The 25,138-nt window shown below is 60.5% G+C and carries 26 protein-coding genes and 2 pseudogenes; 17 read left to right on the top strand and 11 right to left on the bottom strand.

The features are described 5' to 3' along the window. On the bottom strand, positions 1–487 hold a 487-nt coding region (locus CCR95_RS02440), incomplete at its 3' end, for a hypothetical protein (protein ID WP_201091528.1). Between the two features lie 17 nt (positions 488–504). After that, positions 505–669: a CsbD family protein gene (locus CCR95_RS02435; RefSeq protein ID WP_201091527.1), complete on the bottom strand. Its 165-nt coding sequence runs from the start codon at positions 667–669 to the stop codon at positions 505–507. 645 nt (positions 670–1,314) lie between these two features. Between CCR95_RS02435 and CCR95_RS02430 the strand changes: the two genes are divergently transcribed. The 6 genes and pseudogenes from CCR95_RS02430 (at position 1,315) to CCR95_RS02405 (ending at position 6,547) form a co-directional block, all read left to right on the top strand. Beyond that, on the top strand, positions 1,315–1,728 hold the full coding sequence (locus CCR95_RS02430) for a DUF1523 family protein (protein WP_201091526.1): 414 nt from the start codon (positions 1,315–1,317) through the stop codon (positions 1,726–1,728). Between the two features lie 94 nt (positions 1,729–1,822). After that, a pseudogene (locus tag CCR95_RS25775) lies at positions 1,823–1,930 on the top strand (TusE/DsrC/DsvC family sulfur relay protein); the annotation flags it as partial. A gap of 186 nt (positions 1,931–2,116) precedes the next feature. Further along, positions 2,117–2,866, top strand: a complete 750-nt coding sequence (locus CCR95_RS02420; protein ID WP_201091525.1) for an MBL fold metallo-hydrolase — start codon at positions 2,117–2,119, stop codon at positions 2,864–2,866. Positions 2,867–3,110: 244 nt separating this feature from the next. Further along, a complete protein-coding gene (locus CCR95_RS02415; RefSeq protein ID WP_201091524.1) occupies positions 3,111–4,205 on the top strand; it encodes a hypothetical protein in 1,095 nt (364 codons plus the stop codon). Then, the gene (locus tag CCR95_RS02410; protein ID WP_201091518.1) at positions 4,183–6,210 is read left to right on the top strand and encodes an Hsp70 family protein; all 2,028 of its coding nucleotides are present in this window, start codon (positions 4,183–4,185) and stop codon (positions 6,208–6,210) included. The genes CCR95_RS02415 and CCR95_RS02410 overlap by 23 nt, the downstream gene beginning before the upstream one ends. Before the next feature lie 118 nt (positions 6,211–6,328). Beyond that, positions 6,329–6,547, top strand: coding sequence for a hypothetical protein (locus CCR95_RS02405; protein WP_201091517.1), 219 nt, complete (start codon positions 6,329–6,331; stop codon positions 6,545–6,547). An 89-nt stretch (positions 6,548–6,636) separates the two neighbouring features. Here CCR95_RS02405 and CCR95_RS02400 read toward each other — a convergent pair whose 3' ends face one another. After that, positions 6,637–7,161 (bottom strand): hypothetical protein, encoded by a 525-nt coding sequence (locus tag CCR95_RS02400; protein ID WP_201091516.1) that lies wholly within the window; start codon positions 7,159–7,161, stop codon positions 6,637–6,639. Positions 7,162–7,454: 293 nt separating this feature from the next. Between CCR95_RS02400 and CCR95_RS02395 the strand changes: the two genes are divergently transcribed. The 7 genes and pseudogenes from CCR95_RS02395 (at position 7,455) to CCR95_RS26245 (ending at position 14,784) form a co-directional block, all read left to right on the top strand. After that, complete coding sequence (locus CCR95_RS02395; protein WP_201091515.1) at positions 7,455–7,613, top strand: DUF3309 family protein; 159 nt, start codon at positions 7,455–7,457, stop codon at positions 7,611–7,613. Then, the gene (locus CCR95_RS02390; protein WP_201091514.1) at positions 7,613–8,959 is read left to right on the top strand and encodes a PQQ-dependent sugar dehydrogenase; all 1,347 of its coding nucleotides are present in this window, start codon (positions 7,613–7,615) and stop codon (positions 8,957–8,959) included. The genes CCR95_RS02395 and CCR95_RS02390 overlap by 1 nt, the downstream gene beginning before the upstream one ends. Positions 8,960–9,019: 60 nt before the next feature. Then, entirely contained in the window at positions 9,020–9,838 is an 819-nt protein-coding gene (locus CCR95_RS02385; protein ID WP_201091513.1) for an alpha/beta fold hydrolase, read from the top strand. Positions 9,839–9,888: 50 nt separating this feature from the next. Further along, positions 9,889–10,497 carry a chemotaxis protein CheB gene (locus CCR95_RS02380; RefSeq protein ID WP_201091512.1) on the top strand — a complete coding sequence of 203 codons (609 nt, stop codon included), beginning with the start codon at positions 9,889–9,891 and terminating at the stop codon, positions 10,495–10,497. Positions 10,498–10,499: 2 nt separating this feature from the next. After that, positions 10,500–11,840: a diguanylate cyclase domain-containing protein gene (locus tag CCR95_RS02375; RefSeq protein ID WP_201091511.1), complete on the top strand. Its 1,341-nt coding sequence runs from the start codon at positions 10,500–10,502 to the stop codon at positions 11,838–11,840. Positions 11,841–11,861: 21 nt separating this feature from the next. Next, positions 11,862–13,493 (top strand): HD domain-containing phosphohydrolase, encoded by a 1,632-nt coding sequence (locus CCR95_RS02370; protein WP_242523011.1) that lies wholly within the window; start codon positions 11,862–11,864, stop codon positions 13,491–13,493. A gap of 206 nt (positions 13,494–13,699) precedes the next feature. Next, positions 13,700–14,784, top strand: a pseudogene (locus CCR95_RS26245) (autotransporter outer membrane beta-barrel domain-containing protein). 520 nt (positions 14,785–15,304) lie between these two features. On the opposite strand, the gene CCR95_RS02355 reads toward CCR95_RS26245, so the two are convergent. Continuing rightward, entirely contained in the window at positions 15,305–16,456 is a 1,152-nt protein-coding gene (locus CCR95_RS02355) for a ligand-gated ion channel (protein ID WP_201091502.1), read from the bottom strand. 306 nt (positions 16,457–16,762) lie between these two features. Here CCR95_RS02355 and CCR95_RS02350 point away from each other — a divergent pair, with 306 nt between their 5' ends. The 4 genes from CCR95_RS02350 to CCR95_RS02335 all read left to right on the top strand — a co-directional run bounded on the left by CCR95_RS02350 (position 16,763) and on the right by CCR95_RS02335 (position 21,171). Continuing rightward, a complete protein-coding gene (locus CCR95_RS02350) occupies positions 16,763–18,784 on the top strand; it encodes a TIGR03768 family metallophosphoesterase (RefSeq protein WP_201091501.1) in 2,022 nt (673 codons plus the stop codon). A 271-nt stretch (positions 18,785–19,055) separates the two neighbouring features. Then, a complete protein-coding gene (locus CCR95_RS02345) occupies positions 19,056–20,003 on the top strand; it encodes a DnaJ C-terminal domain-containing protein (protein ID WP_201091500.1) in 948 nt (315 codons plus the stop codon). 5 nt (positions 20,004–20,008) lie between these two features. Then, a complete protein-coding gene (locus tag CCR95_RS02340) occupies positions 20,009–20,326 on the top strand; it encodes a chaperone modulator CbpM (protein ID WP_201091497.1) in 318 nt (105 codons plus the stop codon). A 605-nt stretch (positions 20,327–20,931) separates the two neighbouring features. Continuing rightward, positions 20,932–21,171, top strand: coding sequence for a hypothetical protein (locus CCR95_RS02335; protein WP_201091495.1), 240 nt, complete (start codon positions 20,932–20,934; stop codon positions 21,169–21,171). 176 nt (positions 21,172–21,347) lie between these two features. Here the strand turns inward: CCR95_RS02335 and CCR95_RS02330 are convergent, their stop codons facing one another. From CCR95_RS02330 to CCR95_RS02300, 7 genes are all read right to left on the bottom strand, one after another. Further along, positions 21,348–21,635: a hypothetical protein gene (locus CCR95_RS02330; protein WP_201091493.1), complete on the bottom strand. Its 288-nt coding sequence runs from the start codon at positions 21,633–21,635 to the stop codon at positions 21,348–21,350. A gap of 190 nt (positions 21,636–21,825) precedes the next feature. After that, the gene (locus CCR95_RS02325; protein ID WP_338115331.1) at positions 21,826–22,047 is read right to left on the bottom strand and encodes a DUF2283 domain-containing protein; all 222 of its coding nucleotides are present in this window, start codon (positions 22,045–22,047) and stop codon (positions 21,826–21,828) included. Continuing rightward, the gene (locus CCR95_RS02320; protein WP_201091491.1) at positions 22,034–22,249 is read right to left on the bottom strand and encodes a hypothetical protein; all 216 of its coding nucleotides are present in this window, start codon (positions 22,247–22,249) and stop codon (positions 22,034–22,036) included. Before CCR95_RS02320 ends, CCR95_RS02325 begins: the two co-directional genes overlap by 14 nt. Positions 22,250–22,325: 76 nt before the next feature. Beyond that, the gene (locus CCR95_RS02315) at positions 22,326–22,712 is read right to left on the bottom strand and encodes a hypothetical protein (RefSeq protein ID WP_201091489.1); all 387 of its coding nucleotides are present in this window, start codon (positions 22,710–22,712) and stop codon (positions 22,326–22,328) included. Beyond that, positions 22,706–23,506 carry a restriction endonuclease gene (locus tag CCR95_RS02310; RefSeq protein WP_201091487.1) on the bottom strand — a complete coding sequence of 267 codons (801 nt, stop codon included), beginning with the start codon at positions 23,504–23,506 and terminating at the stop codon, positions 22,706–22,708. The genes CCR95_RS02315 and CCR95_RS02310 overlap by 7 nt, the downstream gene beginning before the upstream one ends. A gap of 10 nt (positions 23,507–23,516) precedes the next feature. Then, positions 23,517–24,068 (bottom strand): hypothetical protein, encoded by a 552-nt coding sequence (locus tag CCR95_RS02305; RefSeq protein ID WP_201091485.1) that lies wholly within the window; start codon positions 24,066–24,068, stop codon positions 23,517–23,519. A 73-nt stretch (positions 24,069–24,141) separates the two neighbouring features. Then, positions 24,142–24,960, bottom strand: a complete 819-nt coding sequence (locus CCR95_RS02300; protein ID WP_201091483.1) for a DEAD/DEAH box helicase — start codon at positions 24,958–24,960, stop codon at positions 24,142–24,144. Between the last annotated feature and the right edge of the window lie 178 nt (positions 24,961–25,138).

The raw sequence follows: 25,138 nt of genomic DNA, 5'->3' as shown, positions 1-25,138 counted from the left end.
GGATATCCTCGAAGCTGTCGCCGTTGGCGGCGATCGCGAACTGCCCGCGTGACTTGGGGACGGGGTTGAGATAGGCGACTCCGAGCCAACCCGGGGCCAGGAGGGCGGGGACCGTTGACCCCACAGAGCCTCGGTCCATGGCCTCTTTGCTCAAGGTGTAGGCGCGCACGACGATGGTGTCCCCCGGCGTCACCCGGGAGGTGGAGCGCAGCACGGAGATGACTTCCATGCGGTAGAGAACCTCGTCGTACTCTCCCTGCCCGGGAGACACCTGCGCCTCCAGCACTCGGACTTCCAGCGAGCTCGCCGCGTCCGCCTTCAGCGCCTGTCCTGCTTGGGCATCTCCCCACAGGACCAGAAGGACGCCGAGGGCGGCGACGGTCGCAAGCCGAAGCGAAAGAATCTGGAACATGACAATCTCCTCCACGGTTGACGACAACAGATAATCGAGCGTGCCACTGACCTTATGATCTGGACTCCGCGGCATAGAAAACCGGCCTCGTGTTAGCTGTTTTTCTGAATATCCTCAACGCCCGCCTGGACCTTGCCGGCGTTCTTCTGGATCGTTCCTTTGCGCTCTAATTCTTTATTGCTGACAGCCTGACCGGCGAATTCCTTCACTTTACCTTTTGCTTCTTCGAAGCGGCCTTTGACGCGTTCTTTTTTCATAAGATTCTCCTAATAATAAATTTGGCCATGATTGGAACCTAGAATGCGACGTTCAACCTCCAGGGGAAAATACATTTGCGAGTCAAAGCGTTCGGTGCGATAACACACATAGCGACAGACTTTTTTGTTTGTGCGTTATCGAACGATCGGCAATGACTGTTTCGATCAGGCTGTCAATGAATGGCGATTCGACGAAGCACAGTTGGCGACCGAGGCAAGGTCTGCGCCGGCTCGATGAGCTGCGCATCTGCGAGGCCGATACGAGCGGGAGTCTGGATGTCCTGGGCGACATGCTTGGATTCGCCAGTCTCCGCCTCCCAAGCCGGACTGGGCATTTGCCCCGTCCGAAACCTTCTCCACCGACGGCTCGTGCCTGAAACCTGCGGGACGGGATGATTACCAGATCCCGCTTGGGCGTGAAATCCACGCCTGTTTTTGTGCCGCTCTGTACGCTACCGAACGGAACCCGCGCAAGACCCCGCCCATGCTTCTAGCTGTCGTTCGGATCGATCCGTCAGGGTCGGATGCGACCGACCGGCACCACCGCCATGGCGGTCAGGCGGCCCTTCCCGCGCGCATGCGGGTCTGCCGCCGTGTGCCGAGGCCGAGTGCAAGCCTCTGACAGACTTAGGGAATAGAAGCCTCATGAAAAAGAAACTCACAATCAGCCTCGCTGTTGTCCTCGCCATCGTGATCGCCGTTCTCTGGCTCTTCTGGGGGCCCGATTCTTGGAACGTTCAGATCACGGGCGTGACCGGCGATGGTCGTAATGTCCAGTATCGCGTCGAGACCGTCTATACCGACACCTCTGACACGCTGATTTTCCGCAACGAGGACGCTGGGTTCATGCCCCCGTACTTCAAGTTCAATTCCGCGGATCTCCAGGCGCGTGCGAGCCGTATCACGCAGGGTTGCCCGCGGGAACCCGTGACGGTGAATGGCTACGGTATGCGCATCTCATTCCTGGATATGTTCCCGAATGTCACCTCGATCGACGCACCACAGCGCTGTCTTGATGCGCCATCCAAAGCGGGTTCCCCCGACGGTGACCGACGTTGAGTCAAGCGGACCTTCACGACCGGCGGCTCGAAGCCCTCTCGCTGGAACCTGAGGCTTGCGCATGGCTAGGTCGTGATCGCAAGGCGGCCGCAAGTATCTGCGACGCCTGTTTCCGCAAGGCCCGGTCACACAGGGTATGCGCTTCGCCGGATTACCTGTTCCCGCGCATAGCGAAGATGAGGGATTTGGCACGGCCCGCTAAAGACTCCCGCGACTCGGAGACCTACAGGGGCGACTTGATCGACTGTGTCGGCGCTTCCAGCGGTCAACCCAGGCCTTTCTGAGCGGCGGCACGGAGGCCGTTCGGGTGGCGCTGGAGCGCCCACTGGAGGCTTGCGGAAACTCACTTTGCAGGCGGCCAGAACAAAGACACCCACCGGAGAATGACATGCTGTTCAAACAACTGTTCGAACCGATTTCCAGCACCTACACCTATCTCCTCGGCTGCGAGGAGACCGGTCAGGCGATCCTGATCGATCCGGTGCTGCCGACTTGGCAGCGCGATCTCGCGGCCATCGCCGAGCTTGGGCTGAAGCTGGTCTACACACTCGACACCCACATCCACGCCGATCACATCACCGCGGCGCTGACACTCAAGCGCGAGTCCGGGAGCCGGATCGCACATCCTGCTCTCGACGCCTTGCCCTGCACTGACGAACCCGTGCGGGATGGCACGCCGCTGGCGGTCGGCGGCCTGCGGATCGACCCGCTTTTTACCCCCGGACACACCGACGGCCATCACGCGTATCGCGTCGGCGAGCGCGTCTTGACCGGCGATGCGCTTTTGATCGACGGCTGTGGCCGAACCGACTTTCAGAATGGCGATGCGCCCGCGCTCTATCGCAGCGTGCGCGAAACCTTATTCTCGCTGCCCGATGAGACGCTGGTGTACCCGGCCCACGACTACGAGGGACGACGGGTGTCGAGCATCGGGCAGGAGAAGACGCGCAACCCGCGCCTCGGTGGCGACCGCTCGCTCGCGGCCTTCGTCGCGCTCATGAGCAAGCTGGATCTGGCCTATCCGACCTTCATCGACTACGCAGTGCCGGGAAACCGGGAATGCGGCGCCTGCCCTGCCGACGTGCCGGAGGATCTCCAGCGGTATTGCCAGCAGATCAGTGACAGTCGGCAGGGTTGAGCCCTTGCGGGATGGCGTGCACTAGCTTGAGAGGCTACGAAGATTTTAAGGAGCGCAAAGACTTCAAGGAATTCAAGGTTTTTAAGGACCGATTGGTCAAGTTGTCTTTGCAGTCATTGACGTCCCTGAAGTCCTTAAACTTGGTGCAACTTGACCCCCTTTCTGTGCGGAACCGAACTGATGTGGCTGGCCCAAAGGCATAGGCTGTCTGTTGGATGCTAACTTGCCGCGTGGAGGATCCATTATGTCAGTCATACTCGAAGAGTCGATCCGCGCCTGGATGGCAGGAAGTCACAACCTGCGCGAGCGGATCACCAAGCAGGGCACGGAGCGCTTCCTGACCGTCCTCGGATCGACCGAGCCCCCTGATCGGGCGCGAGTGGATCGGGCCAGCGCCAGCGCCCGCGATGAGGTTTTTGTCGCGCTGACCGCGGACGCGGTGCTGGATTCCCTGCCCTCGGCGCCGACCGATGCCGGCGCCCGCGAGGCGTTGCGCAGCCGCTGGCTGAGTCTCGGCCCCGCCTGGAATCTTCCCCTCCCCGTCTCCGGACCCGGTCTCTCCGCCCAGCGGCTGGCCATCGCCGCCGCGATCGGCAGCCTGCTCGGCATGGCGCTTCTTGGCGGATTGCTGAACCTGACCCTGGGTGTGCGTGGCCTGGGGATGCTCATCGGCGGCCCCGGCGGCGCGGCGCTATCCATGTACGCGGTCGGCCGGCTCACCGAGAGCAAAACCCTGCGGCGGACGCTCAAGACCCTGCTCGGCGTGGCCTGGACGGCGGACCTGCTGGGCGCCGCCTCGCTCGGACTCGGCGCGCTCTGGGGCCGGCTGGCCGGTATCGGCCTGCTGCGACGCATCCTGATCTACGCGGGCGTGGTGTCCCTGTTGGCCTTCACCCGTGGCGGCGCCCAATACGAGACCCGTGCCTATCGCGACTCGGTCCACGATCTGATCCGCCAGTGGGTCGATGTCTCCTCGGTCCTGCTCTGCTGTCTGTCCGCCGGGCCGGTGGCCAGCCCCACCGATGCGATGCTGGACGCCGATCTCGCGCGGGCGATCCAGGATCTTCACCGCGCCGACGCCACGGCTCTGCCAGCCGCCGCCGAGGCGCTGCTGTTGGAGGTGCGCCGGATGGGTCTGGAGGGTGTGGCGACGCCCCCGCGTTTCGCACAGTCCGACCACGCCGAGCGCCCGCGCCTGCGCTGGAGCCCGGAGCTGGAGCAGCAGTATCGGCCGTTCGGTCTGATCGAGGACGGCGACATCGTCATCGTCGAGGACGAACCGGTGATCCAGAATGGCCGCGTACTGGAGAAGGGTCATGTCAGAAAACAGCGTTCATAGCACCGAGCACCTGTCGGCGGAACCCAAACCGGTTTTGGCCATCGATTTCGGCACCTCAAATACCTACGTCACCAAGTGCCCAGGCGACAAAGAAGATCCGGTTGGGGTGGATTTCGGCGACGGTCGCGATGGCATCGCCACCGCCATTCTCTACCGCGCGGGCAAGGAGCCGCTGATCGGCCATGTGGCGCTGGAGGAATTTGGCGACGCGGGCACCGAACATGACGACTACCGCATCCACGCCCAGTTCAAACCGGATCTGGTCAGTAGCGCCGAGGCGCGCAACGATGCGCGCGATTTTCTGATCGGTCTGCTGGATCTCGCCCGACGCCAGAACAAGGACATCGCGCCCTTGCAGCGCCAGGTCATCTTCGGAGTTCCGAGCGAGGCGTCCGAGACCTATAGGGAGACGTTGCGCGCGATCACCCAGGAGGCGGGCTTCGGTGACGTCAAGACGGTGGACGAGCCCAAGGGCGCGCTCTACTTTCATCTCCAGCGCAAGGACATCACCCCGGCCGAGGCGCTCAACGGCGCGCTGGTGGTCGATTTCGGCGGCGGAACCTGCGACTTCGCGCTCGTCGTCCGGGGCGAAATCCTGCACTCCTGGGGCGACATGCACCTGGGCGGGCGTCTGTTCGACGACCTCTTCTACCAATGGTTCATCGAGCAGAATCCCGAGTCCGTCGCGGCGATGCGTCGCGAGCGGGCCGAATTCTTCGTGCAGGCGGTGCGCTGCCGCGAGGTCAAGGAGAAATTCTCCCTCGCCATGGCGCTCGACCCGACGACGGTCTATCGCAAAAGCGTGGGCGACTATGGGCGCATCCATGACGCGACTTGGGAAGGCTTCCTGGCGCGCGCGCGCCACTACCGCCCTTCGGAGACCTTTTCTCAGTATCTGCGCGCGATGAACCCACAGGCCGGTGCGCATCTGGAGTCCTTCGCGTCGGGGCTCGACCTGCTGGATTGGTTTCGCCAGACCCTGCGCCAGGGGCTGGCCCATGAGCAGGTGCGCCTCCAGGATCTGGCCTGTGTCATCCTGACCGGGGGCAGCAGCGCCTGGCCCTTCGTCGCCGACATCGTCGTGGACGAGCTGAGACAGATCGAGCGCTCGCCACGTCTGGTGCAGAGCGACCGACCCTACGTGACCGTCTCCCAGGGACTCGCCATCGTCCCGGCGCTCCAGCGACGGCTCGCGGCGACCCAGATCGACCTGCGCCGCGAGCTGCCGGAGTTCATCGGCACTCGCATCGCCCCCTTGATCGAGCGGCGGATGGACGAGGCCGCGAACCGCATCGCCGAGCTGGTCGCGGTCGGTCTGTTCGACGAACGGATCGAACCCATCCTGCGCCGCTTTCGGCAAGCGGGCGGATCGGTCGCCGACCTCAAAGCCAGGATCGCGGAGGACGCCGCCGCCTTCCGGCCGCAACTTGAAGCCATCGTCACGACCCAGCTCGCCCGGGTGCTCAGCGGCGTCGCCGCCGACACCACCGAACTGATGCAGGACTGGTACCGGCAACACCGGCTCACCGTCGATCAGAGTCTCACCCAAGCGGGAACGCCGGTGGATATGGCCGAGGGATTACGGCTCGCGGACCTGAATGTCTACGGCGAGATCACGGGCGTCGTTCTGGCGTTGTCCACGACCCTCGTGACCGTCCTGGTCGCCACCATCAGCGGCGGGGCCGGCACCGCGTTCGTTATGTCCGGCCCCCTCGGTTTGCTGGTCGGCGCACTGATCGGCCTGATCGCCGGCGCCCTGGCGATGCGCTACGGGACCGGCGAGGCCAAGCGCCGGGCCGAGCAATGGGAAGGCGCTCCGCTCTGGCTCCTCGCGCGTGCGCTCTCGGATACCAAGATCGCCCGCCTGCGCGACGACCTCAAGGGCCAGGTGGCGGACAAGGTGGCCGCCCAATCGGAGCAGGCCAGACAAGGCTTGGAGGATCAGATCAGCGAACGGGTCGCGCAGGACATCGCGAGTCTGTCGGCGATCAACCAGCTTTGGTGAGCCGGACGCCGTCTTGGTGCGGAGTCGAGGAAAATGATCAAGCAAAGATCCGCGCCAGGCGTCACCGCTCGCGCTGGACTTCAAGACGCGCCGCACACTCGACAACCAGCAGGGCGGCGTGGTCCTCGAACAGTCGCTGACGGAGGCCGACGATCTCAAGCTCATGGCCTACGCCGGGACGCGCGGGAACGAGCAGTTCCTTGCCGTGCCGATCTCCAGTCAGAACGATTCGTCCGTGTCGACAATGTGCTGGACCGCCGGTACATCGCCGCCGTCAGCGTTAACGATGCGAGCGGTGTCCGACCTCCGCGCCATCGGCAACGGACAGACATCCTGACCACGGCAACACGACGCGGGCAACAGGGCCATGGCCATCTCCTCGGCATGTCCCTGCCCGCCCACCGGGGACCGGCAGGCGGCTCCGGTTCACGTCGTGCTGATCTCCTGATCGTCGCCGACTGCCGCCTGGATGACGGCCTGTGCGATCACGGTCTCCTGCTCCGACTGGGTCTGCGCCACCAGCACGATCTGGTCGCTCGCGATCGCATCGCGGATCAGGTCCGCAAACCGCCGTTCCTGGTTTCCGGCATCGCCCGAGGCACCGGCCACGGCACCCATCACACCGCCGACGCTCGCGCCCCAGCCGAGCAGCATGAGCGGTGCGAGCAAGGGGCTGGCGATGAACAGCGTCACGTTCGTCGCCACCAGCGCCAGTCCCGCAAGTGCGCCGAGACCGGAGCCCACCGCGGTGCCGATGGCGCCGTCGACGACCACGTCCTTGAGCACGGCGTCGCTGCCCTCTTGCGCCGCAGAGGGCGGCGGAACCGCATCGGTTTCAAAAATCTGCACCCGTTCCCGCGGCAGCCCTCGCTCGACGAGGGAGGACAACACGCGTTCAACGTCGTCGCGGTGGGCAAAGAAGCCCGCGACGTGATGGTGGTATTCACTCATGTGCTTTACTCCTGCGACGGAACCGTGTGTGGCGGATGGAGTTTGAGCCTATCCGATCACAGCGGCCGCGTCCGTGCGACGGCGTACAGAGGGGCCGCGATGGCCTGGGTGCGCGACCGAACGGGATGAGAAGCTGAAGTCGGCCGCTCCCCGGCCTGATCCCAGCAGGCGAAAATCTTTCCGCTGTGTTCGCCAGCGCACCGAACTGTCTCGGCGAACTGTCTATTTTGTCAGGTATCGAGTCCGTCAAACCAAGCCGTCACGGACTCACTCACCACCTTGAGGAGAAGACCATGAGCCTGGGTAGCATTCTGTTTATCGTGCTGATCCTGATGCTGATCGGCGCCATTCCGACCTGGCCGCACAGCAAGAACTGGGGCTACTACCCCGCTGGTGGGCTCGGGCTGGTGGTGCTCATCCTGCTGGTGCTGCTGTTGCTTGGTCGGCTGTGATGGCGCAGCGCCCCGCGTCGCTTGGGATCGCGCGCTGGCGATGGCACGTCCCCTGGGTTGGCGTGGCGGCGCTGGCCCTCACCGCCTGCGGCGACATGGCCAAACTGCCCGTCGCGGCCGGCACCGGGGCGCAGCCCACGCTGCCCCCGCCGCAATCGCCCCTCATTCCCACCGTGAACATCGCGCCCGCCAAGGGCTGGCCGCCTGGAACCATACCGTTGGCGGCTGCCGATCTGCAGGTGACCGCGTTCGCCAGCGGGTTCGATCACCCACGCTGGCTGCTGGCGCTGCCCAACGGTGATGTGCTGGTGGCCGAGACCAATGCCCCGCCCCGGCCCGAGGACGGCCAGGGCATCAAGGGGTGGGCGATGGGCCTGGTGATGAAGCGCGCGGGCGCAAGCGTGCCCAGCGCCAACCGCATCACCCGGTTGCGCGACACCAATGGTGACGGCGTGGCGGACCAGCGCTCCGTGCTGCTGGACGGATTGAACTCGCCGTTTGGCATGGCACTGGTGGGCCAGGATCTCTATGTCGCCAACACCGACGCGGTGCTGCGTTTCCCCTATGCCGTCGGCGACACGCGGATCACGGCGCCCGGCGTCAAGGTGGTCGATCTGCCGGCTGGTGCGATCAACCATCATTGGACCAAGAACCTGATCGCGAGCCCGGACGGAACCCGGCTCTACGTCACCGTCGGTTCCAACAGCAACGTGGCGGAAAACGGCATGGAGGCGGAGACGGGGCGCGCCGCCATCTGGGCGGTGGATCTCAAGACCGGCGCGCATCGTCTCTTTGCCTCCGGCCTGCGTAACCCGAACGGTCTGGCCTGGGAGCCTACGAGTGGCGCCTTGTGGACGGTGGTGAACGAGCGCGACGAGCTCGGCAGCGATCTGGTCCCCGACTACCTGACATCGGTGCGCGACGGCGGCTTCTATGGCTGGCCCTACAGCTATTTCGGCCAGCATCTCGACGCGCGTGTGACCCCGCCGCGACCGGAACTGGTGGCCCGCGCGATCACGCCAGACTATGCCTTGGGACCGCACACCGCCTCGCTCGGGCTGGCATCGTCGGCCAGCAACACGCTGCCCGCGCGGTTCGCCAACGGCATGTTCATCGGCCAGCATGGCTCCTGGAATCGTCGGCCACACAGCGGCTACAAGGTGATCTTCGTGCCTTTCGAGAAGGGCAAGCCATCCGGCGTTCCGGTCGATGTACTGACCGGTTTACTCAGTGCTGACGGCGATGCCTTCGGTCGGCCGGTTGGCGTCGTGCTCGACCACCAAGGCGCCTTGCTCGTGGCGGACGATGTGGGCAATGCGATTTGGCGGGTGACGGCACAGCGCTGAACAATCGGCCCGAATAACATGTGCGTAACCAGACAATCCCCAGAAATGGAGTACCTCCAAATGCCCACGTTCACCACCTCCGATGACACACAGATCCATTACAAGGACTGGGGCTCCGGGTCGCCCGTGGTCTTCAGCCACGGTTGGCCCCTCAACGCGGATAGCTGGGAAGATCAGATGCGGTTCCTGGCCGCCAATGGCTATCGCTGCATTGCCCATGACCGTCGCGGCCATGGCCGATCGAGCCAGCCCTGGAACGGCAATGACATGGACACCTATGCCGACGATCTCGCGGTTCTGATCGAGACGCTCGACCTGAAGAATGCGGTGTTGGTCGGCTTCTCCGCCGGTGGCGGCGAAGTCGCCCGTTATATCGGCCGTCACGGCACCCAACGTCTGGCCGAGGTGGTGCTGATCGGCGCGGTACCGCCGCTCATGCTGAAAACCCCGGCCAATCCCGGCGGCCTGCCGATCGCGGTCTTCGACGAGATCCGCGCCAATGTCCTCGCCGACCGCGCGCAATTCTTCCAGGATCTCACCACGCCGTTCTTCGGCGCCAACCGGCCCGACGCCAAGGTCTCGCAAGGCCAACGCGACACCTTCTGGCTCCAGGGGATGCAGGCCGGTCTCAACGGCGTCCTCGACTGCATCAAGGCATTCTCCGAGACGGATTTCACGGACGACCTCAAGCGGATCGATGTGCCGACCCTGTTCATCCACGGCGACGATGACCAGATCGTGCCAATCGGCGCCTCGGCCCTGCTTGCCTCTCAGATCGTCAAGGGCTCCACGCTGACGATCTATCCCGGCGCGCCGCATGGGCTCTGCTCGACCCACAAGGACCAGGTCAACGCGGATCTACTGGCGTTCCTCGCTTAGCCGTGGCATGGACGCCTTGTGAGCTGTGATGGAGTGGCCCTTTGATGCCTATGAAAGCCAAGCGTTTTAAAACCGATTTTCCGATTGTGTGCGTGGGCGGTTCGGCTGGCGGTCTCGATGCCTATATCCGGTTACTCCGGCATCTGCCGAGCGACATCGGGGCTGCAATCGTCATTGTGAATCACCTGAGAACCGTCGACACCCGTCTCCACGAGATTCTCCCGAATTACACCACGATGCCGGTTGAGCTGATCACGGAACGCTTGCTGATTCGGCCAAACCATGTGTTCATCATCCCGGCACAGCGGGATTTGCACATTTTCGATGACGAGTTTCGTCTCAAGCCGATCTCAAAGCCGAGGGGATGGCCTGACGTAATCACGGTTTTTCTGCATTCACTCACCCAGTATTGGGATGGCAAGCTGATCGCCGTTATCGTCTCAGGCTACGATGGCGATGGCGCCGCGGCGCTCTGCGGGATCAAGGACGTGGGAGGAATCACCATCGCGCAGACGCTCGAAACCGCCACGCAGCCAGACATGCCAGAGACCGCCATCGCCAGCGGGTGTATCGATTTCGTGCTCTCGCCAGAAGAGATCGCGCGAAAAATTGTCTATCTTGCAGACGATTCCCACACCCACACACCACGAGGAGCATAGCGATGCGTCTCTCCGAGTTTATCCGCCAGGATCTCGAAGCCATTCTTCAAGAGTGGGAGACGTTTGCCGCATCCTTGCTTGAACCAGACCAGAAGATGGACAAAATCGCGTTACGCGATCATGTCAAAGACATCCTCAAAGCGATTGCCGTCGATCTCACCGAGCCGCAGACCGAATGGGCGGAAAAGCAAAAATCGAAGGGGCATAATGACTTGCTCGATGCGAAAGGGAAGGCGTCCATTACGCATGGCAAGGAGCGCCTGGCGTCAGGGTTCAGCCTGAATGCGGCGGTCGCTGAATATCGAGCACTCCGCGCCAGTGTGATCCGACGGTGGCAAAAATCCCTTCTCGATACCGCGACCTCGGATGCGGAGATCGGGGATCTCATTCGGTTTAACGAAGCCATCGATCAGTCCATCAGTCAATCCGCAACCAGTTACACGTTTGAAAAAGAGCAGCAGGCGCGCGTGTTCGACTCGATCCTGTCGTCTTTGCCGGATCTCTGCTTTACCTTTGCGCTCGATGCGCGGTTTGCGTATGTCAACAAAGCGATGAGTGAATTCTTCTCGCTGCCACCGAACCAGATCGTTGGAAAACAGTTTATCGACGTTGATCCGCGCAGTGGCAGCGAGATTCAGCACCAAATTGAGCACGTCATCCGCGCCAAAACAGAATTGCGTGGAGAGATCAATCATCAAAATCCGTCCGGAGAGAGTCAATTTTTCGACTACCTCCTGGTGCCCGTCCTGAACCAGGAAGGCAGCGTCGAAGCCGTTGTGGGGATGGCTCGCAACATGACCGAGCGCAAGCAACGAGAGGATCGAATCTGGCATGCCGCCAATCATGATCCGTTAACCGACTTGCCCAATCGACGCTTGTTTCTTGATCGTCTGGAACAACAGATGAAGCATGCGGCGCGGAGCGGGTCACGCACCGCTCTGTTGTTTATCGACCTCGATTCGTTCAAAGAGGCAAATGATCGATTTGGTCACGAGACGGGGGATCGGTTATTGCGGCTCGTCGCGGATCGCCTGCGCCTGTGTGTTCGCGAGTCCGATCCGGTGGCGCGCTTAGCTGGTGACGAGTTCTGTCTTCTTTTGGAGGACTGGATCGACATCCAGTCGATCGAACTGATTGCCGGCAAAATCCTGACAGCGTTGGCAAGCCCGTTTTCGATTCTCGATCAAACCGTTCAGATTTCCGCCAGCATCGGGATCGCGCTGTCTCCGCAGGATGCCAGCACGCCTGAAGACGTGCTCAAAAAAGCCGATCAGGCGATGTATCTTGCGAAACTGGCAGGGCGGAATCAATTCCGTTTTTTCGCGTCCCTGGAAGCGTCTTGAGGTTGTCGCAAAGACGGCCCGATGCAGATCGGCACCCAGAGTGCGTTCCGGCCGCCACTCGCATTCGGTCTTTATCCTGTTCGTCCGCCATGCAATCCTCACAAGGGTTTCGCGAAAAATATGATCGCCCCATCGACAACGGATCACGCCCTGCGCCTGTCAGAAGCGCGTTATCGTCGCCTGTTCGAAACCGCGCAGGATGGCATTCTGCTGCTGAATGCCGACACCGCGCAGATTGAGGACGTCAATCCTTTTTTGATCAACATGCTCGGCTATTCGTATGACGAATTCCTAGGCAAGAAGCTCTGGGAGATTGGCGCCTTTAAGGACACCGCGCTGAGCATCGACATGTTCATCGAACTGAAGGCGACCCGCTATATTCGATACGACAATCTCCCGCTGGAGCGCAAGGACGGCCGACGGGTGTCGGTCGAGTATGTCAGCAACATTTACGACTGTGCCGGGACGGATGTCATCCAATGCAATGTCCGTGACAACACCACGCGACATCTGGCGGAAATCGCGTTAAGCGCGACGTCGCGGGCACTCAAAATGCTCAGCGAGAGTAATTTGGCGTTGCTCAGTTCAACGACTGAACCCATTCTACTCGCTGAATATTGTCGGATCGCCGTCGAAACCGGCGGCTACCGGATGGCCTGTATTGCGTTAGCGGACACGGGGCCGGATCAGTGCATCCAAACGATTGCACTCTATGGTCAGGAGGATGGCTATTTAGCGGTCGGCCCCCTGACGTGGGCGGCAACAGAGCAGGGCGATGGCCCGATTGGACGAGCGATTCGGTCGGGGCAAGTCCAATTCTCGGAGGATATTGCCACTGACCCAGTGATGACGCTCTGGCGGGCCGAGGCGTTGCAGCGTGGCTACCATTCCGTCATCGCCGTGCCCTTTTCGCTTCCCAGCGGAATGATGGCCTGTTTGGTCCTCTACGGCGAGAAGCGTGATGTCTGGTCGGCTCCTGAACGGAAACTCTTGCAGGAAATGGCGGCCGACCTGGCCTTTGGGATCGCCGCCCTGCGCACGGCGGCGGCCAAGGTACAGTATGAGCAAAACCTGCAGGTCAGCCTGGAGCAAACCATCCAGGTCATTGCCGATACCATTGAGGAGCGCGACGCCTACACTGCGGGACATCAACGACGCGTGGCAAGCCTCTGCACCCACATCGCCGGGGAACTTGGATTGCCGGCTGATCGCATCCGTGGTCTTCATCTCGCGGCAACGATTCATGATCTGGGCAAAATCAGCGTTCCGGCCGAGATCCTAGCAAAGCCCCGGCGCTTGAGCGCGATGGAATTTGGACTGGTTAAGGAGCATCCAACCATCGGGTTCGAGATTCTCAAAAAGGTTACTTTCCCATGGCCGATTGCCACCATCATTCATCAACATCACGAGCGGTTGGATGGTTCAGGCTATCCGCTGGGCCTGACAGGAGAAGCCCTCTTGCTGGAGTCCAAAATCCTCGCCGTTGCCGACGTGGTGGAGGCCATGGCGTTGCACCGACCCTACCGATCCGCCTTGGGTCTTGAGGCGGCCCTGGACGAAATCACCACGCATCGCGGCCTCACCTTCGATGCATCCGTAGTGGATGCCTGCCTGCGCGTCTTCCGCGATCAGGGATACCACCTTGAGGTTTAGGGGGCGCCCTTGCGCGGCAGGGTGCCCAGGACGATGCCAAACACTGCCAGCCCCAGCGGTCAATCCCGCACGGTCGCAAAATCTGTACTTCCAAGCGGCGCCGATTCAGCCTATTGCAGGCTTCACAGCGTCGCCCCTGGATCAGTCGTACCCTGTCGGAAAGATCTGCCGACTGACTCGTCGAGCGATTGATCGTGGTGGGCATCATGGACATCAGCCAGACGCCGATCGGCCGCGCCCAGACGCCAGCGGACGCGGCTCAACTCAAAGACCTGATCGCCACGTTCGAAACCCGTGTGACGGCCGGGCTGGCCGGCAAGAACCTGCTCTATTTCGATACCGGCAGACTCCTCGACACCGTTCTTGTCAACCCGGCGGCGTACGGATTCACCAACACCACCACGGACCCGGCCTGCGACGAGGTCAATGCGCTGCAATGCCAGGTGCCCGCCAATGGGCACCTGTTCGCGGACAACAAGCATCCATCCACCAGTATGCATCGAGTGATTTCCGACTGGGTCTCTGCCTCGTTGAAAGGAGCAAACCGCATGGGCCTGCTGTCGCAGGTGGCCCTGACGCGCTCCAGCGCGCAATGGCGCGCGATCGATGCCCGGATGCAGGAACTCCAGAACTTTGGCGATCAAGGCCAGGGAGTCTTTGTCACCGGCGACTATGCCGCGTTCGATCTGGATGCGTCAGCCGGTGTGCCGTCGGCGGATGGCGACGGTGGCAGCCTGGTCGTGGGCTATGAGAAGGCATTCACCGACCAGCTCTTTGGCGGTGTGACCCTGGGTTACGGACATACTCCCGTTGATCTGGGCAATGACCAGGGGTCGGTGGATTACGATGAGTGGACGATGTCGGCCTTTGGCTCGCGCAAGTTCGGGGCCTTTTCGCCAACGCTCTGGCAACCTACTCCTGGCTCGATTTCGAGAGCAGGCGTAACATCGCGCTCGATCCCTTCACCACTCGCGAACGCGGCGACACCGACGGCGACCGGTTCGGCGCGAAAGTGCAGCTCGGCTACAACCTCGTCAGCGGGAACCTCGTCCATGGTCCGCTGATCGGTCTGGCGTGGGAGCGTGTCCATGTCGACGGCTTCAACGAGGAGCCGAACCGCGTGACGGCCATGACCTTCGGCGATCAGACCCGCGCGTCGCTGCGCTCGCGCATCGGCTGGCAGATCGCCACCGCAACCCGTTGGTCGGGCGTGGTGACTCTGCGTCCCTATGCCCAGCTCACTTATGATTACTTCTACTTTGTTACCTTCAAAAAATCTTTAAGTGTTTAAATTTTATGATAATAAACAAAAATACACATAAACAATAGGGTTCTAGTGGCGCGTTGAGCGCCTATAATCACCCATAAACCGCCAACATCTATCTTCAATAGGGGCATAGTAAATGAAGATTTATTGCGCCTAATAAAAAATAACTTAAAATTCATTAATTTATGCGACAGTCAAAGTTAACAAAGTAGAATTACGAACACCTCGACGATGAACGCAGCTACCGCGCCGGCTTTGTTGGCGGACGCTCCGCCCTGGAAATCGAGACGGCGAACCAGACCGGCGGCTATGGCACCCTCCTCGTCGGCGTCACCACCGACCTGACCAAGACCCTGAGTCTTGGCATCGGCGCCTCGACGACAATCGACCACCCGGCTGGGCAAGACTCGGCGATCACTGTGACGCTGGCCGCCGCGCTCTGATCCGGGTCATCTTCGTTTTCACGATGTCGGGGTGTCGGCGACGACAAACCGTATTTCCCGCCGCCGACTTCAATTCCGGATAAAACTATCGCGATTGGCGGTCAGGTCGTCACGACGGAGAAAATGACCGCACCACTGATGATCAGATAGGCGCCAAACAGCAAACCTCCGCCCCAGCGATCGAGCTTGATCGCCGCGTCCATGCGCGTTTCGCTCCGGCTGAGCTTCGTGGCATAGACCAATAAGCCAATGATGGCGATGCAATAGAGATAGGAGAGCAGATAGAGGATGTCGAGCAGGGTCAGGTATTCGATCGTCGGCAGATCGTCACCCTGAGTGATCTGCAAGGCAACAATGGTGAAAATGGAAAAGATCGCAATCTGAAACCGCGTATCCACCAGACTCGGATGAAGCAGAAAGACGAAGGATGCACAGATCGTCGCCAGCAGCATCGGCAGCACATTCTTGACGATAGCGTTGACGGTGGGCCGGGAGATCCGCAGGTCGATGCGAACACGGGAATAAGCGTCACTGTTGGCGACCCGCGTGTCGCCGAAGTTGGTCGGATAGCGATAGTCATGTACCTGCATCGTCGGTGCCTCATAGTCGAAACCCGGCAATCGCAGCGCCGGATTCGCGCTGACGCGCTCGACCTTGAAGGTGAGACCGGACACGTCCATGACCGCGTCTTCCATCTCGATGGTGATGCCCTGTCGGTCGAAAGGATAATGCCGCAGATTGAATTTGTGGCTCATCCGTCCCTCGATATGCATGATCTGGTAACGCTGACCATCCGGCAGGATCTCCGGATTTTCGTAGGCTTTGGTGATGATGGTGCCCCAGGATTCGGAATGATTGACAAATTCCAGGGTGCTGGAAGGGTCGATCTCCGGGTTCTTCCAGCGGAACCAGAGATAGAAATCGACCATGTAATTGTGGTTCTTGAAATCGATCGCCTGCACGTCGTTGAGATAGGCGCCGATGGTCACGACCTCAGGCCCTGCTTCCGGCTCGGCGGCCGCAACTCCCGAACCCGGCGCGGCGCCGGTCGGTTCCTGAGCGGAAGCCGTCATTCCGGCAACGGTCAAAAACAGCGGAACGCCACCCAGGCAGACCATCAGGATGGCGGTCGCCAACCCGCGCGCGGTGCGTTCCATCATGAAGGCCATCTCGGCTTCCTCTTGTGCTTTTTTTTTATGATTTAACCCGCGCAGAATGGTAGCGCGTTTGCGGAATTTGCTGTACTTGCCCATGCGGAGCGATCTATGTTGTCTCGGGCGGACATGACAATGTCTTTGGCCCACCAGTGGTCGCACAAATGGACATGGTCAGGCACCCAACGACCTGAGCGTAAAGCCGTTCATGGTTCGACAAGGCTTTCCTGAGCGAAGCCGAAGGGCTCACCACGAACGACTTCATGGCAGTGATCCGACGGACTTGATTAGCCGATAAAGATCTCGAAAATCCTGGCCATACTCAAAGACGATGCTGGCATCGCCTTCGCACCCGCTATCCATGAGCGGGTTTCAAACACGTTCCTAAGGCAAAAGGCACTCCATATGAAAAACAACGACTCTCATCATGACATCGACACCAATCATGGATTTGAAATGACGCGGCGGGATTTTTTAATCTGTTCGGCATGGACAGCATTGGCGACTGTCACCTTTCCCGCGCTGGCCTTCGATGCCGAGACTCAACCGCCCCCGTCACCGACCTATCCGATAAACCCCGTGGTCCAAACGACGCTCCAGAGGATGCTGTCGTTTTCCATGAACATAAACAATTTTGAAGAAACAGACCTATACAAGGTTTCTGATTATTTTAATTTCGGATATGGACTCTGGACATACGGTGTCGGACTGCGAATGGTAAGAAGACTGGACCTCATGCCTCGCATTTATAGACCAACTGAACACGCACAACAACTTTTACATTTTTTTTCTATTTCGGATATTCATATCACCGACAAAGAATCGCCGAATCAATTAATTTACTTTCAGCAAGAAGACCCAAAATTCGCAGGGTACAACACATCGATATACTCGCCAGTCATGCTGTATACCACGCATGTACTTGACGCCGCCATCCAGACGGTCAATACCCTTCACAATCAAACGGTCCAAGCTGGACAAAGGAATCCTTTCGATTTCGGCATCTCTTTGGGGGATGCTTGTAACAGTACTCAGTACAACGAGTTGCGCTGGTATCTTGACGTCATCGAAGGAAAGGAGATTCATCCCAGTTCCAGCGGTTTAGGCGTGGATACAATTGACTATCAGAAACCTTACCAGGCTGCCGGGCTTGACACGGAAATACCGCTGTATCAAACCCTAGGCAATCACGACCATTTCTTTATCGGCTCCTTTCCTGTTGACACCGAAATCAATGATGCGGGCGAAACCATTCGCGATGCCTATATTCAGTCAGAAGTCTGGCGTGTCGGTGACGTCTTGACTCCCAATCCCAGCAATTTTCCGGTATTAATTAACTCCGATAATTTAAAACCCAAAGAAAACAACCCTTTGTATTACACTGGCGTAATAGACGGCACCAGTCAGCATGGGGAGATTATTGGCGCAGGTGCTAGCTCAGAGATCGAGAATGCGCTGACGATCGTTGCAAACGCCGATCGCCGCTCACTGTCGAGAGTGGAGTGGATGGATGAGTTCATCAAATCGGAAACCAGTCCGGATGGATACGGATTCAAGCTGATCGACCCAAGCTATTCCGCCCGCGACCCTGGGTTTGCCTGTTATAGCTTCGTGCCGAAACAAGATGTACCACTCAAGGTGATTGTGCTTGACGACACCCAGTCAGAAGAAGACGGGTCCAAGGATATTCATGGGCATGGTTATCTGGATGCGCTTCGATGGGAATGGCTTCAAGCCGAGCTTCAGGCGGGGCAGGACAATGATCAGCTTATGATTATCGCCGCCCACGTCCCCATCGGGGTTTCGGCCATCGGTTCGGAGACAGAGTGGTGGGATGAGAAAGTCGATGGTTATGAGACCTGGGAGAATGCAGTCGACCTCCGCACGCTGATCAAGACACTTCAAGACACACCGAATTTGCTGATGTGGATGGCAGGACATCGGCATATGAATACCGTTAAGGCCTTTGTCTCTCCCGATCCTCAAGGTGCCCCATGGAAAGGCTTCTGGCAGGTTGAAACGTCGTCATTAAGAGACTGGCCACAACAGTTCCGAACCTTCGAGATTTATCTGAATCGTGACTATACCATCTCCATTGTGACAACCAACGTGGATCCGGCGGTTCAAATTGACACGCCAGCCGCCACATCGCGAGAATATGCGATTGCAGCACAGCAAATAACCAAGAATGATATCACGGTGAACAACCCTAATTACCGCATCATCGGTCTTACTAACGATGGTCCGTACATCTCTGTTGCCAGCATGGATCCATCCAGAAAGCAGAACAACAAGCCCGATCCAACGATTCAATTCTTGGATCTGAGTTCAAGAGGCGTTCCGTGCAATGCTTCATACAATGCAGAGTTGTTGAAGCGTTTAAGTCCAAGAATGGTAGAGGCACTAAAATCAAGTGTCATTATTTAAACAGTCAGGTAGCCGCGTGTGATTGCTCGCTCGCGGCTCCTGCGGATGGCGAGGTCGAAGAATACGTGCGATAGCGTACAGACGGGATGGCGCTGCCGAGCTAGATTGAGCAAAACAAGCCCAAGCGCCTGGCGACACCCGCGCACGCCGAATCAGCCCTCGCCTTCTCATGACGTTCGCGCGGCAGGAGTGGCGGTGACTGCTTTCCGCGTGGGCTCATGGCCCGTCCCAAGACGCGACCGGGTGTCGCAAGCCACCAGCCGGAGGTTTGATGGAATTCAAGGATTATTACGCCGTGCTCGGACTGGAGCGCACGGTCGCGCAGGATGAGATCAAGCGCGCCTACCGCAAGCTGGCGCGCAAATATCACCCCGACGTCAGCAAGGAGCCGGATGCCGAGGCGCGCTTCAAGGAGGTGGCCGAGGCGTATGAGGCGTTGAAAGACGTCGAGAAGCGGGCGGCCTATGACGATGTGGCGAACCGCTACCAACACGGCCAGGAGTTTCGCCCGCCACCCGGATGGGATAGCGGCTTCGAGTTCAGCGGTGGTGGCAGTGACGAGAGCGTCGACTTCAACCGCAGCGATTTCTTCGAATCGCTCTTCGGGCACCCGACGGCCGGTGCCCGTGGCCCGCGTGCGTGGGGACAGCGAGCGGGCGGTGACCATCACGCCAAGGTGCTGATCGACCTGCAAGACGCCTATCGCGGCGGGCGCCGCAGCATCTCGCTGCGCGTTCCGCGGATCGATGCGAACGGACAGGCGACCATCGAGGAACGGCACTTGGAGGTCAGTATTCCCAAGGGCATCCGCGATGGACAACACTTGCGACTCGCCGGCCAGGGCGGACCCGGACAGGGTGACGCCCCGGCGGGCGATCTGTACCTTGAGATCGCGTTCGCGCCGCACCCGGTCTTTCGCGTCGACGGCCGTGACGTCTACCTCGACCTGCCGGTCGCGCCTTGGGAAGCAGCCCTCGGCACCGGTGTCACCGTCCAGACCCCTGATGGCAGCGTCCAACTAACGGTTCCGCCTGGCTCGTCGCCGGGCCGTCAGTTACGCCTTAAGGGCCGGGGTCTTCCCGGCGTTCCCCCCGGCGATCTCTATGCGGTGCTCTCGATTCGCTTGCCGCCGGCCGACACGCCGGCGACACAGGACGCCTATCGCCGGATGGCCGAGGCGTTCGGCGACTTCCACCCGCGAGGCAGATTGGAGGCTTGATGCCGATGAACACGATCGACAGGACCGTGACGCCGTGCGTCATTGTCGAGGAGGAGGTCCAGTTCACGCTGGTCGAGCTGAGCCGGGCTTGCCGGATCGAGGTCGAGCCATTGTTGGAATTGGTCATGGAAGGCGTGCTGACACCAAGCGGCGAAGACGCGGAGCATTGGCACTTTGGCGGGGCGACGCTCAGACGCGCCCGGAGGGCGGTGCGTCTCACGCGCGATCTGGAATTGAACGCGGCCAGCACGGCCCTGGTGCTCGATCTGCTCGATGAGATCGACGCGCTCCGGTCACGGCTGCGGCGCCTGGGTGGCGACTGAACGGTCCGCTGCCCCGTTGGGGTGAGGAACCCCAACGGGCGTAGGAAGTTTGACCGCGGGCATCCTCAGCGCGCGGTCAGCTCAACCGCTTCGATCAGCGTTTGATCGGGGTGATTTTCGTCCCTTCGATGCTGAGGCTAGCCATGAGACCCTGCTGATCGAAGTAGATGACTCATGTTTTGATCCTGTAGTCGTGTTGCAATGGGTGGCTGGAAAGTCACCTCGGCTTGACATCCATGACCGTCGTTGGGCCTGTCTCCTCCAACCGCGTCGGAGGTTTTTGAATGTCAGCCACGAGCATAAGCAGAGTCCGGCGCGCGTTCCGTTCGCTAGCGTACAGAGCGGCCTTAAAGGTTGCGCTCCAGACTGGAAAGATCCCCAGTTCCCTCACCTATGTTCGCTAACGTACTGACGGCGCTGGCCCGCCAGCCTATGGTGGGCAACATCAGGATGAAGCGTCGCACCACTCCCTGCCATCCGAACCCGGCCAGGAGATCAACGAGCGAGCCGACTTCGGATCGACCCTGCGGCGGTCGTCACCCGTTCAGCCATGCTGACCAGGAACGCCGCCAACGACTTTTTCTGTTACCCCAGGAGACAACATCATGAAAACTTCGATTATCTGCACCGCCGTTGCGATGGCGTTTGGATTGGGCGCCTGCACGGGTCCTCAAGGACCCGCCGGGGCTCAAGGGGTCACCGGGCAGACCGGGCGGACCGGCGCGGATACCCTGCTGGTTTCTCCCACGGATGCAAAAACGACCACCGTTGACACGGTGATCGCGGTACCCGTGCGCCCGACGACCACAACGACGACCACGACGCGCAGAAACGTCGGGTACTAATGGCTTGCCGTTTCAACGGGAATCTCACAACCTGGAGGTGGCGATGGCACAACGCACGAGCACCGGCTTTCTGACACCACTGCTCGCAGTCGGTGTGTTTGGGGCGCTCGTACTCACGCAGGTCACGCCAGCGCCCCAGCGATCCGAACCGATGTCGCAAGCATGGTCGATCGCGTTCAAGTGGGTGGTCTGGCCGGAGGGGCCGCAATGAAGCTGGCGATCAAGAACCAGATCAGCGCGACCAGGATGGCGGCGGGTATCGCGGCGAACGCCAGTTTGACGAGCAGCCAGACCAGTGACCAAAACGGGATGCGGACGTCAGTGATGATGACCAGCGGATCGGTGTCCGGGGTATTTTTCAGCCAGGCCGACGAGCGATCTTGATGCTGTATATCTTCTTGTGGCTGAGCAGCCAGTGAAGGCTCGCGTGGTCGCGCCCTTGAAGGCTCCGATTGTTCGACCATGGGCCGACTTGATACTCGGTCGTCCCGATTGGCGATCAGCGGCTTTGGAGGAGGTGCGTCCATTCGGATCTTGACGTAAGCGACGCCGCAAGAGGGACATTGCCACTCGGGCGCGTCGTCGGTGGGCAGACGTTCATAGCCGCATTTCTTGCAGATTATGCTCATTCTTGTTGGCTCCTTGCGAAAGCGGTCAGTCAGAAATCCTGGCGGTCAGTACAACCTTATCCACACTCGGCAACCTAGCGCGCGTACTGACGGAGAGCACTTCAATCCCGACGAGACGCCCGTCGGCGGCGTCGTCAGCATTGATGTCGGGTTCGATTTCCTTGGTGTCGCCACCTCCACATCCGGGGAAATCTCGAAATAGGCCGCGTCCGCGACCGGATCGACCTCCAGTATCATCGTTGGTCACCAAACACGTCGTCGAAGAACCGCGTTTGATTCAACCCCTGCTGCCACGCCTGATGGCGCTTGACAGACTCCATGCGTTGACGCGGCGGCATCGCCAGAAAGCGGCCCGCATCGACGGAGCCCAGCTCGCGCACCAAGATCGTGACCGCCTTTTCCACGAGGGCGTTGTCGTCGTGATTGTTCGTCAAGGGTGTAGCCGTCATGTCGTCAGTTGCTCCTGTTCGCAGAAAGCCGTGGGCGTCAGTGCCTGAAGGTTGACACCCAGACGCGCGCACTGCTTCACAAGCGGTCGTCGCAGGTGATGAAGTACGTGGCGTTGGCCTCGGCAAAGGCGACGTGCGCGGCATCGGCGGCGCCCATGCTTTGAGCGGCCAACGCCTCGGCGCGCTGACGTAATGGCGTCAGATCGCCACTCGCGCAGGGCATACCCTGCTGGACGAGGATCGCCTTTACTTCGTTACGTTCCAGAGGATCGGTGATCGCCGCGATCTCCGCCAGATGCACCGGCGAGCACACCAAAGCATAGCGGCCGTTCTGCATTGCCTGGAGAATACGGTAGTAACTCTCGGCCTCGCGGCGGATGCGCGACTGATTCTGGTCGTCGAACGGGCGGCAGAGGGTGCAGACATCCAGATAGAGCGCGGTCGGACGGTTGGTCGTCACCATGCCGGGTGCTCTAACCGGAGTTCGTTGAGTGGCGTGGCGGCGACCTGTCCCCGCGCGCTTAACACCGCTCTGATCGCCTTCATCGTGTCGTGCGGGTCGGTGATCTCGACGAACCCCCAACGCCCGTATCGCCCATCGTTGTTGACTGCTGGCACCCAGAGGCTTTGGGTGGTCGCCACCTTCGCGTCTTTGTCGTCGAGTTGCTGGCCAGAGACTTCGACCAAAAGATTCAACAGGTCATTCGCGCCGTGCCCGTCGTCGAGGCGGGCGATGAAGTCGGGGAGATAAGAACGTCCTTTGCCGGCGATGGTATAGGGGATCAGGAAGTCGAAGCGCGCGATGTTTTTGACGTAAGCCTTCACCTCGTCCATCTGCTCAAGTGCCTTGGCAACGGTCGTCTCCCAACCGCTATCCGAAACGACATGCGAGATCGGGCTTTTGGCGCTGGCGGGATAGGTCGGTTTGACGGTGCGATAGCCGATGCCGTCGGTGTCGCCGAGGGTGTTGTAGGGCTGGAGAATCGGCTTGAGTGTCGGCGCGGCGCCGTTCTGGCCGTCGGCGCGAACGATCGCCTGATAGATGCGCTCGGCGGCGCTGTGGGCGAGTTCGGTCAAGAGCAGGAGTTGCGGGAAGGCGTTGTCTTGGCAGTCGACGCAGGTGTTGAGCCAGCGCCGGGCGATGTCGAGAACCTGGGGGAACAGCCAACGCTTGACGTCATTCTGAACCGGGCCGCCGACGGCATGCTCGGTCGGCTCCTGGCGGAAATAGGTTTCGAGAACCAGCTTGGCAAGCAAGAAGACGACTTCATTCTCGCGGCGGGCTTTTGAGGTCGTCGAGGTGCTGAATGTTCGAGGCGCCGATGATCGGAGCGTTCTCGACGATGGTTGGCAGCGTTGCGGTGTTGATCGTCAAGCCGCTGCTCGCGGTAAAACGGGCGGCGAGTTGCTCGGCGCCGATCTCATAGCGATAGCCGAGCAGGCGCGGAAACGTGATCCGGGCGCGGGTCCGCTCGTCGACGGTGTGGACGAGCTTGGTGTCTTTCGGCGGCTTGGGGTCTGTACCGCCGGCGGTCGGCAGGAACTCGAAGGGGACGCCGTAGACCTCCGCGTATTCGACCGGGAAGGCGTCGAAGGTGACGGTCTCGCCGTCAATGTCGACCGTCCGCGGCTCGGACTCATAGCTCATGCGGCGCAGTCCGCGGCCGATGACTTGCTCGCAGAGGAGTTGGGTGCCGAAGGCGCGCACGCCGAGGATGTGGGTGACAGAGTTGGCGTCCCAGCCTTCGGTAAGCATGGACACGGAGACGACGCATTTGATGTGCTCGCCGAGCTTGCCTTGCTTGCCGACGGTGTTCATCACCTCGCGCAGGATGTCTTCGTGGCTGAGCTTGTCGACCTCGCGGCCAGGAAACCGCTCGCGGATCTCAGCCTTAGAATTCCTCGATCTCGGCGGCGGCAGCGAGCTTGAAGTCGTCGGACAGGGCCTCGCCGGATTCGAGTTGCTGGCTGTCGATGAGGAGCGTACTCGGGCGGCGCGACCAAGTGGCGTCCGGTCCGTTACCGTCGACGTTGCTGAAAATCGGCAGGTTACCGGGGACGATGACACGCTGGCCGTTGGCGAGTGGCTTTTCGTAGCCCGCGATCCAGTCAAAGACGAGCTTTGAAACCTGAGTGTTGCTACAGACGACGATGAAGACCGGCGGCATCACATCCCAACCGGCGGCGGCTTGCTGCGCGTAGAGGGTATAAGCCTTCGCGTAGTCGCTGTAGAGGTGATGCAGGGCACCTTGGAGAGCCTTGGAGAGTTGCGGATCTTGTGGCGCTTCGTTCTTCTTCGCGCGACGGCCTTTCGGCAGTTCCTTGCCGATCGCCTGCCAGAGGCGGCGATAGAGCGGCGCGTCGGGGTTGTCGGTGTTGTCGTCGACCGGCACGCACGGCACTTTGACGATGCCGCTTTCGATGGCGTCGATCAGCGAGAAGTCGGAGACGACCCAGGGGAAGAGCTGGCCTTCTGGGTAACCCGACCCAGAGAGAAAGAAGGGCGTGGCGGAGAGGTCGAAGACGGCCTTGACGCCGAGCTTCTGGGCCATCTGGCCGGGCGTTTCGCGGAAGGGACTGCTTGCCCGATGCGCTGTCAGAATCTTCTTGGTCAGACCGGCGGCGTCGCCGCCTTCGCGCAGCATGAAGGCGTGATAGTTGGTGATGACGATACGTGCGCTGCCGAGGGCGTCGCGATAGGTGGCCGGCACCAGATCGAGTGCCTGGTAGTAGTTGCCCGGATCGCTGGGTAGGAGCGTGCGCAGGCGGTCTTTGATGGTGATGCCGGGGGCGACGATGAGGAAGGCGTCGGTGAAACGCTTATCCTGTTTGTTAGTTCTACTTTGTTAACTTTGACTGTCGCATAAATTAATGAATTTTAAGTTATTT

The sequence above is a fragment of the Thiocystis minor genome (genome assembly GCF_016653465.1).
Taxonomy (GTDB): Bacteria; Pseudomonadota; Gammaproteobacteria; order Chromatiales; family Chromatiaceae; genus Chromatium; species Chromatium minus.
The sequence above is the reverse complement of the archived record's forward strand: the minus strand, read 5'-3'. Positions and strand labels throughout refer to the sequence as shown.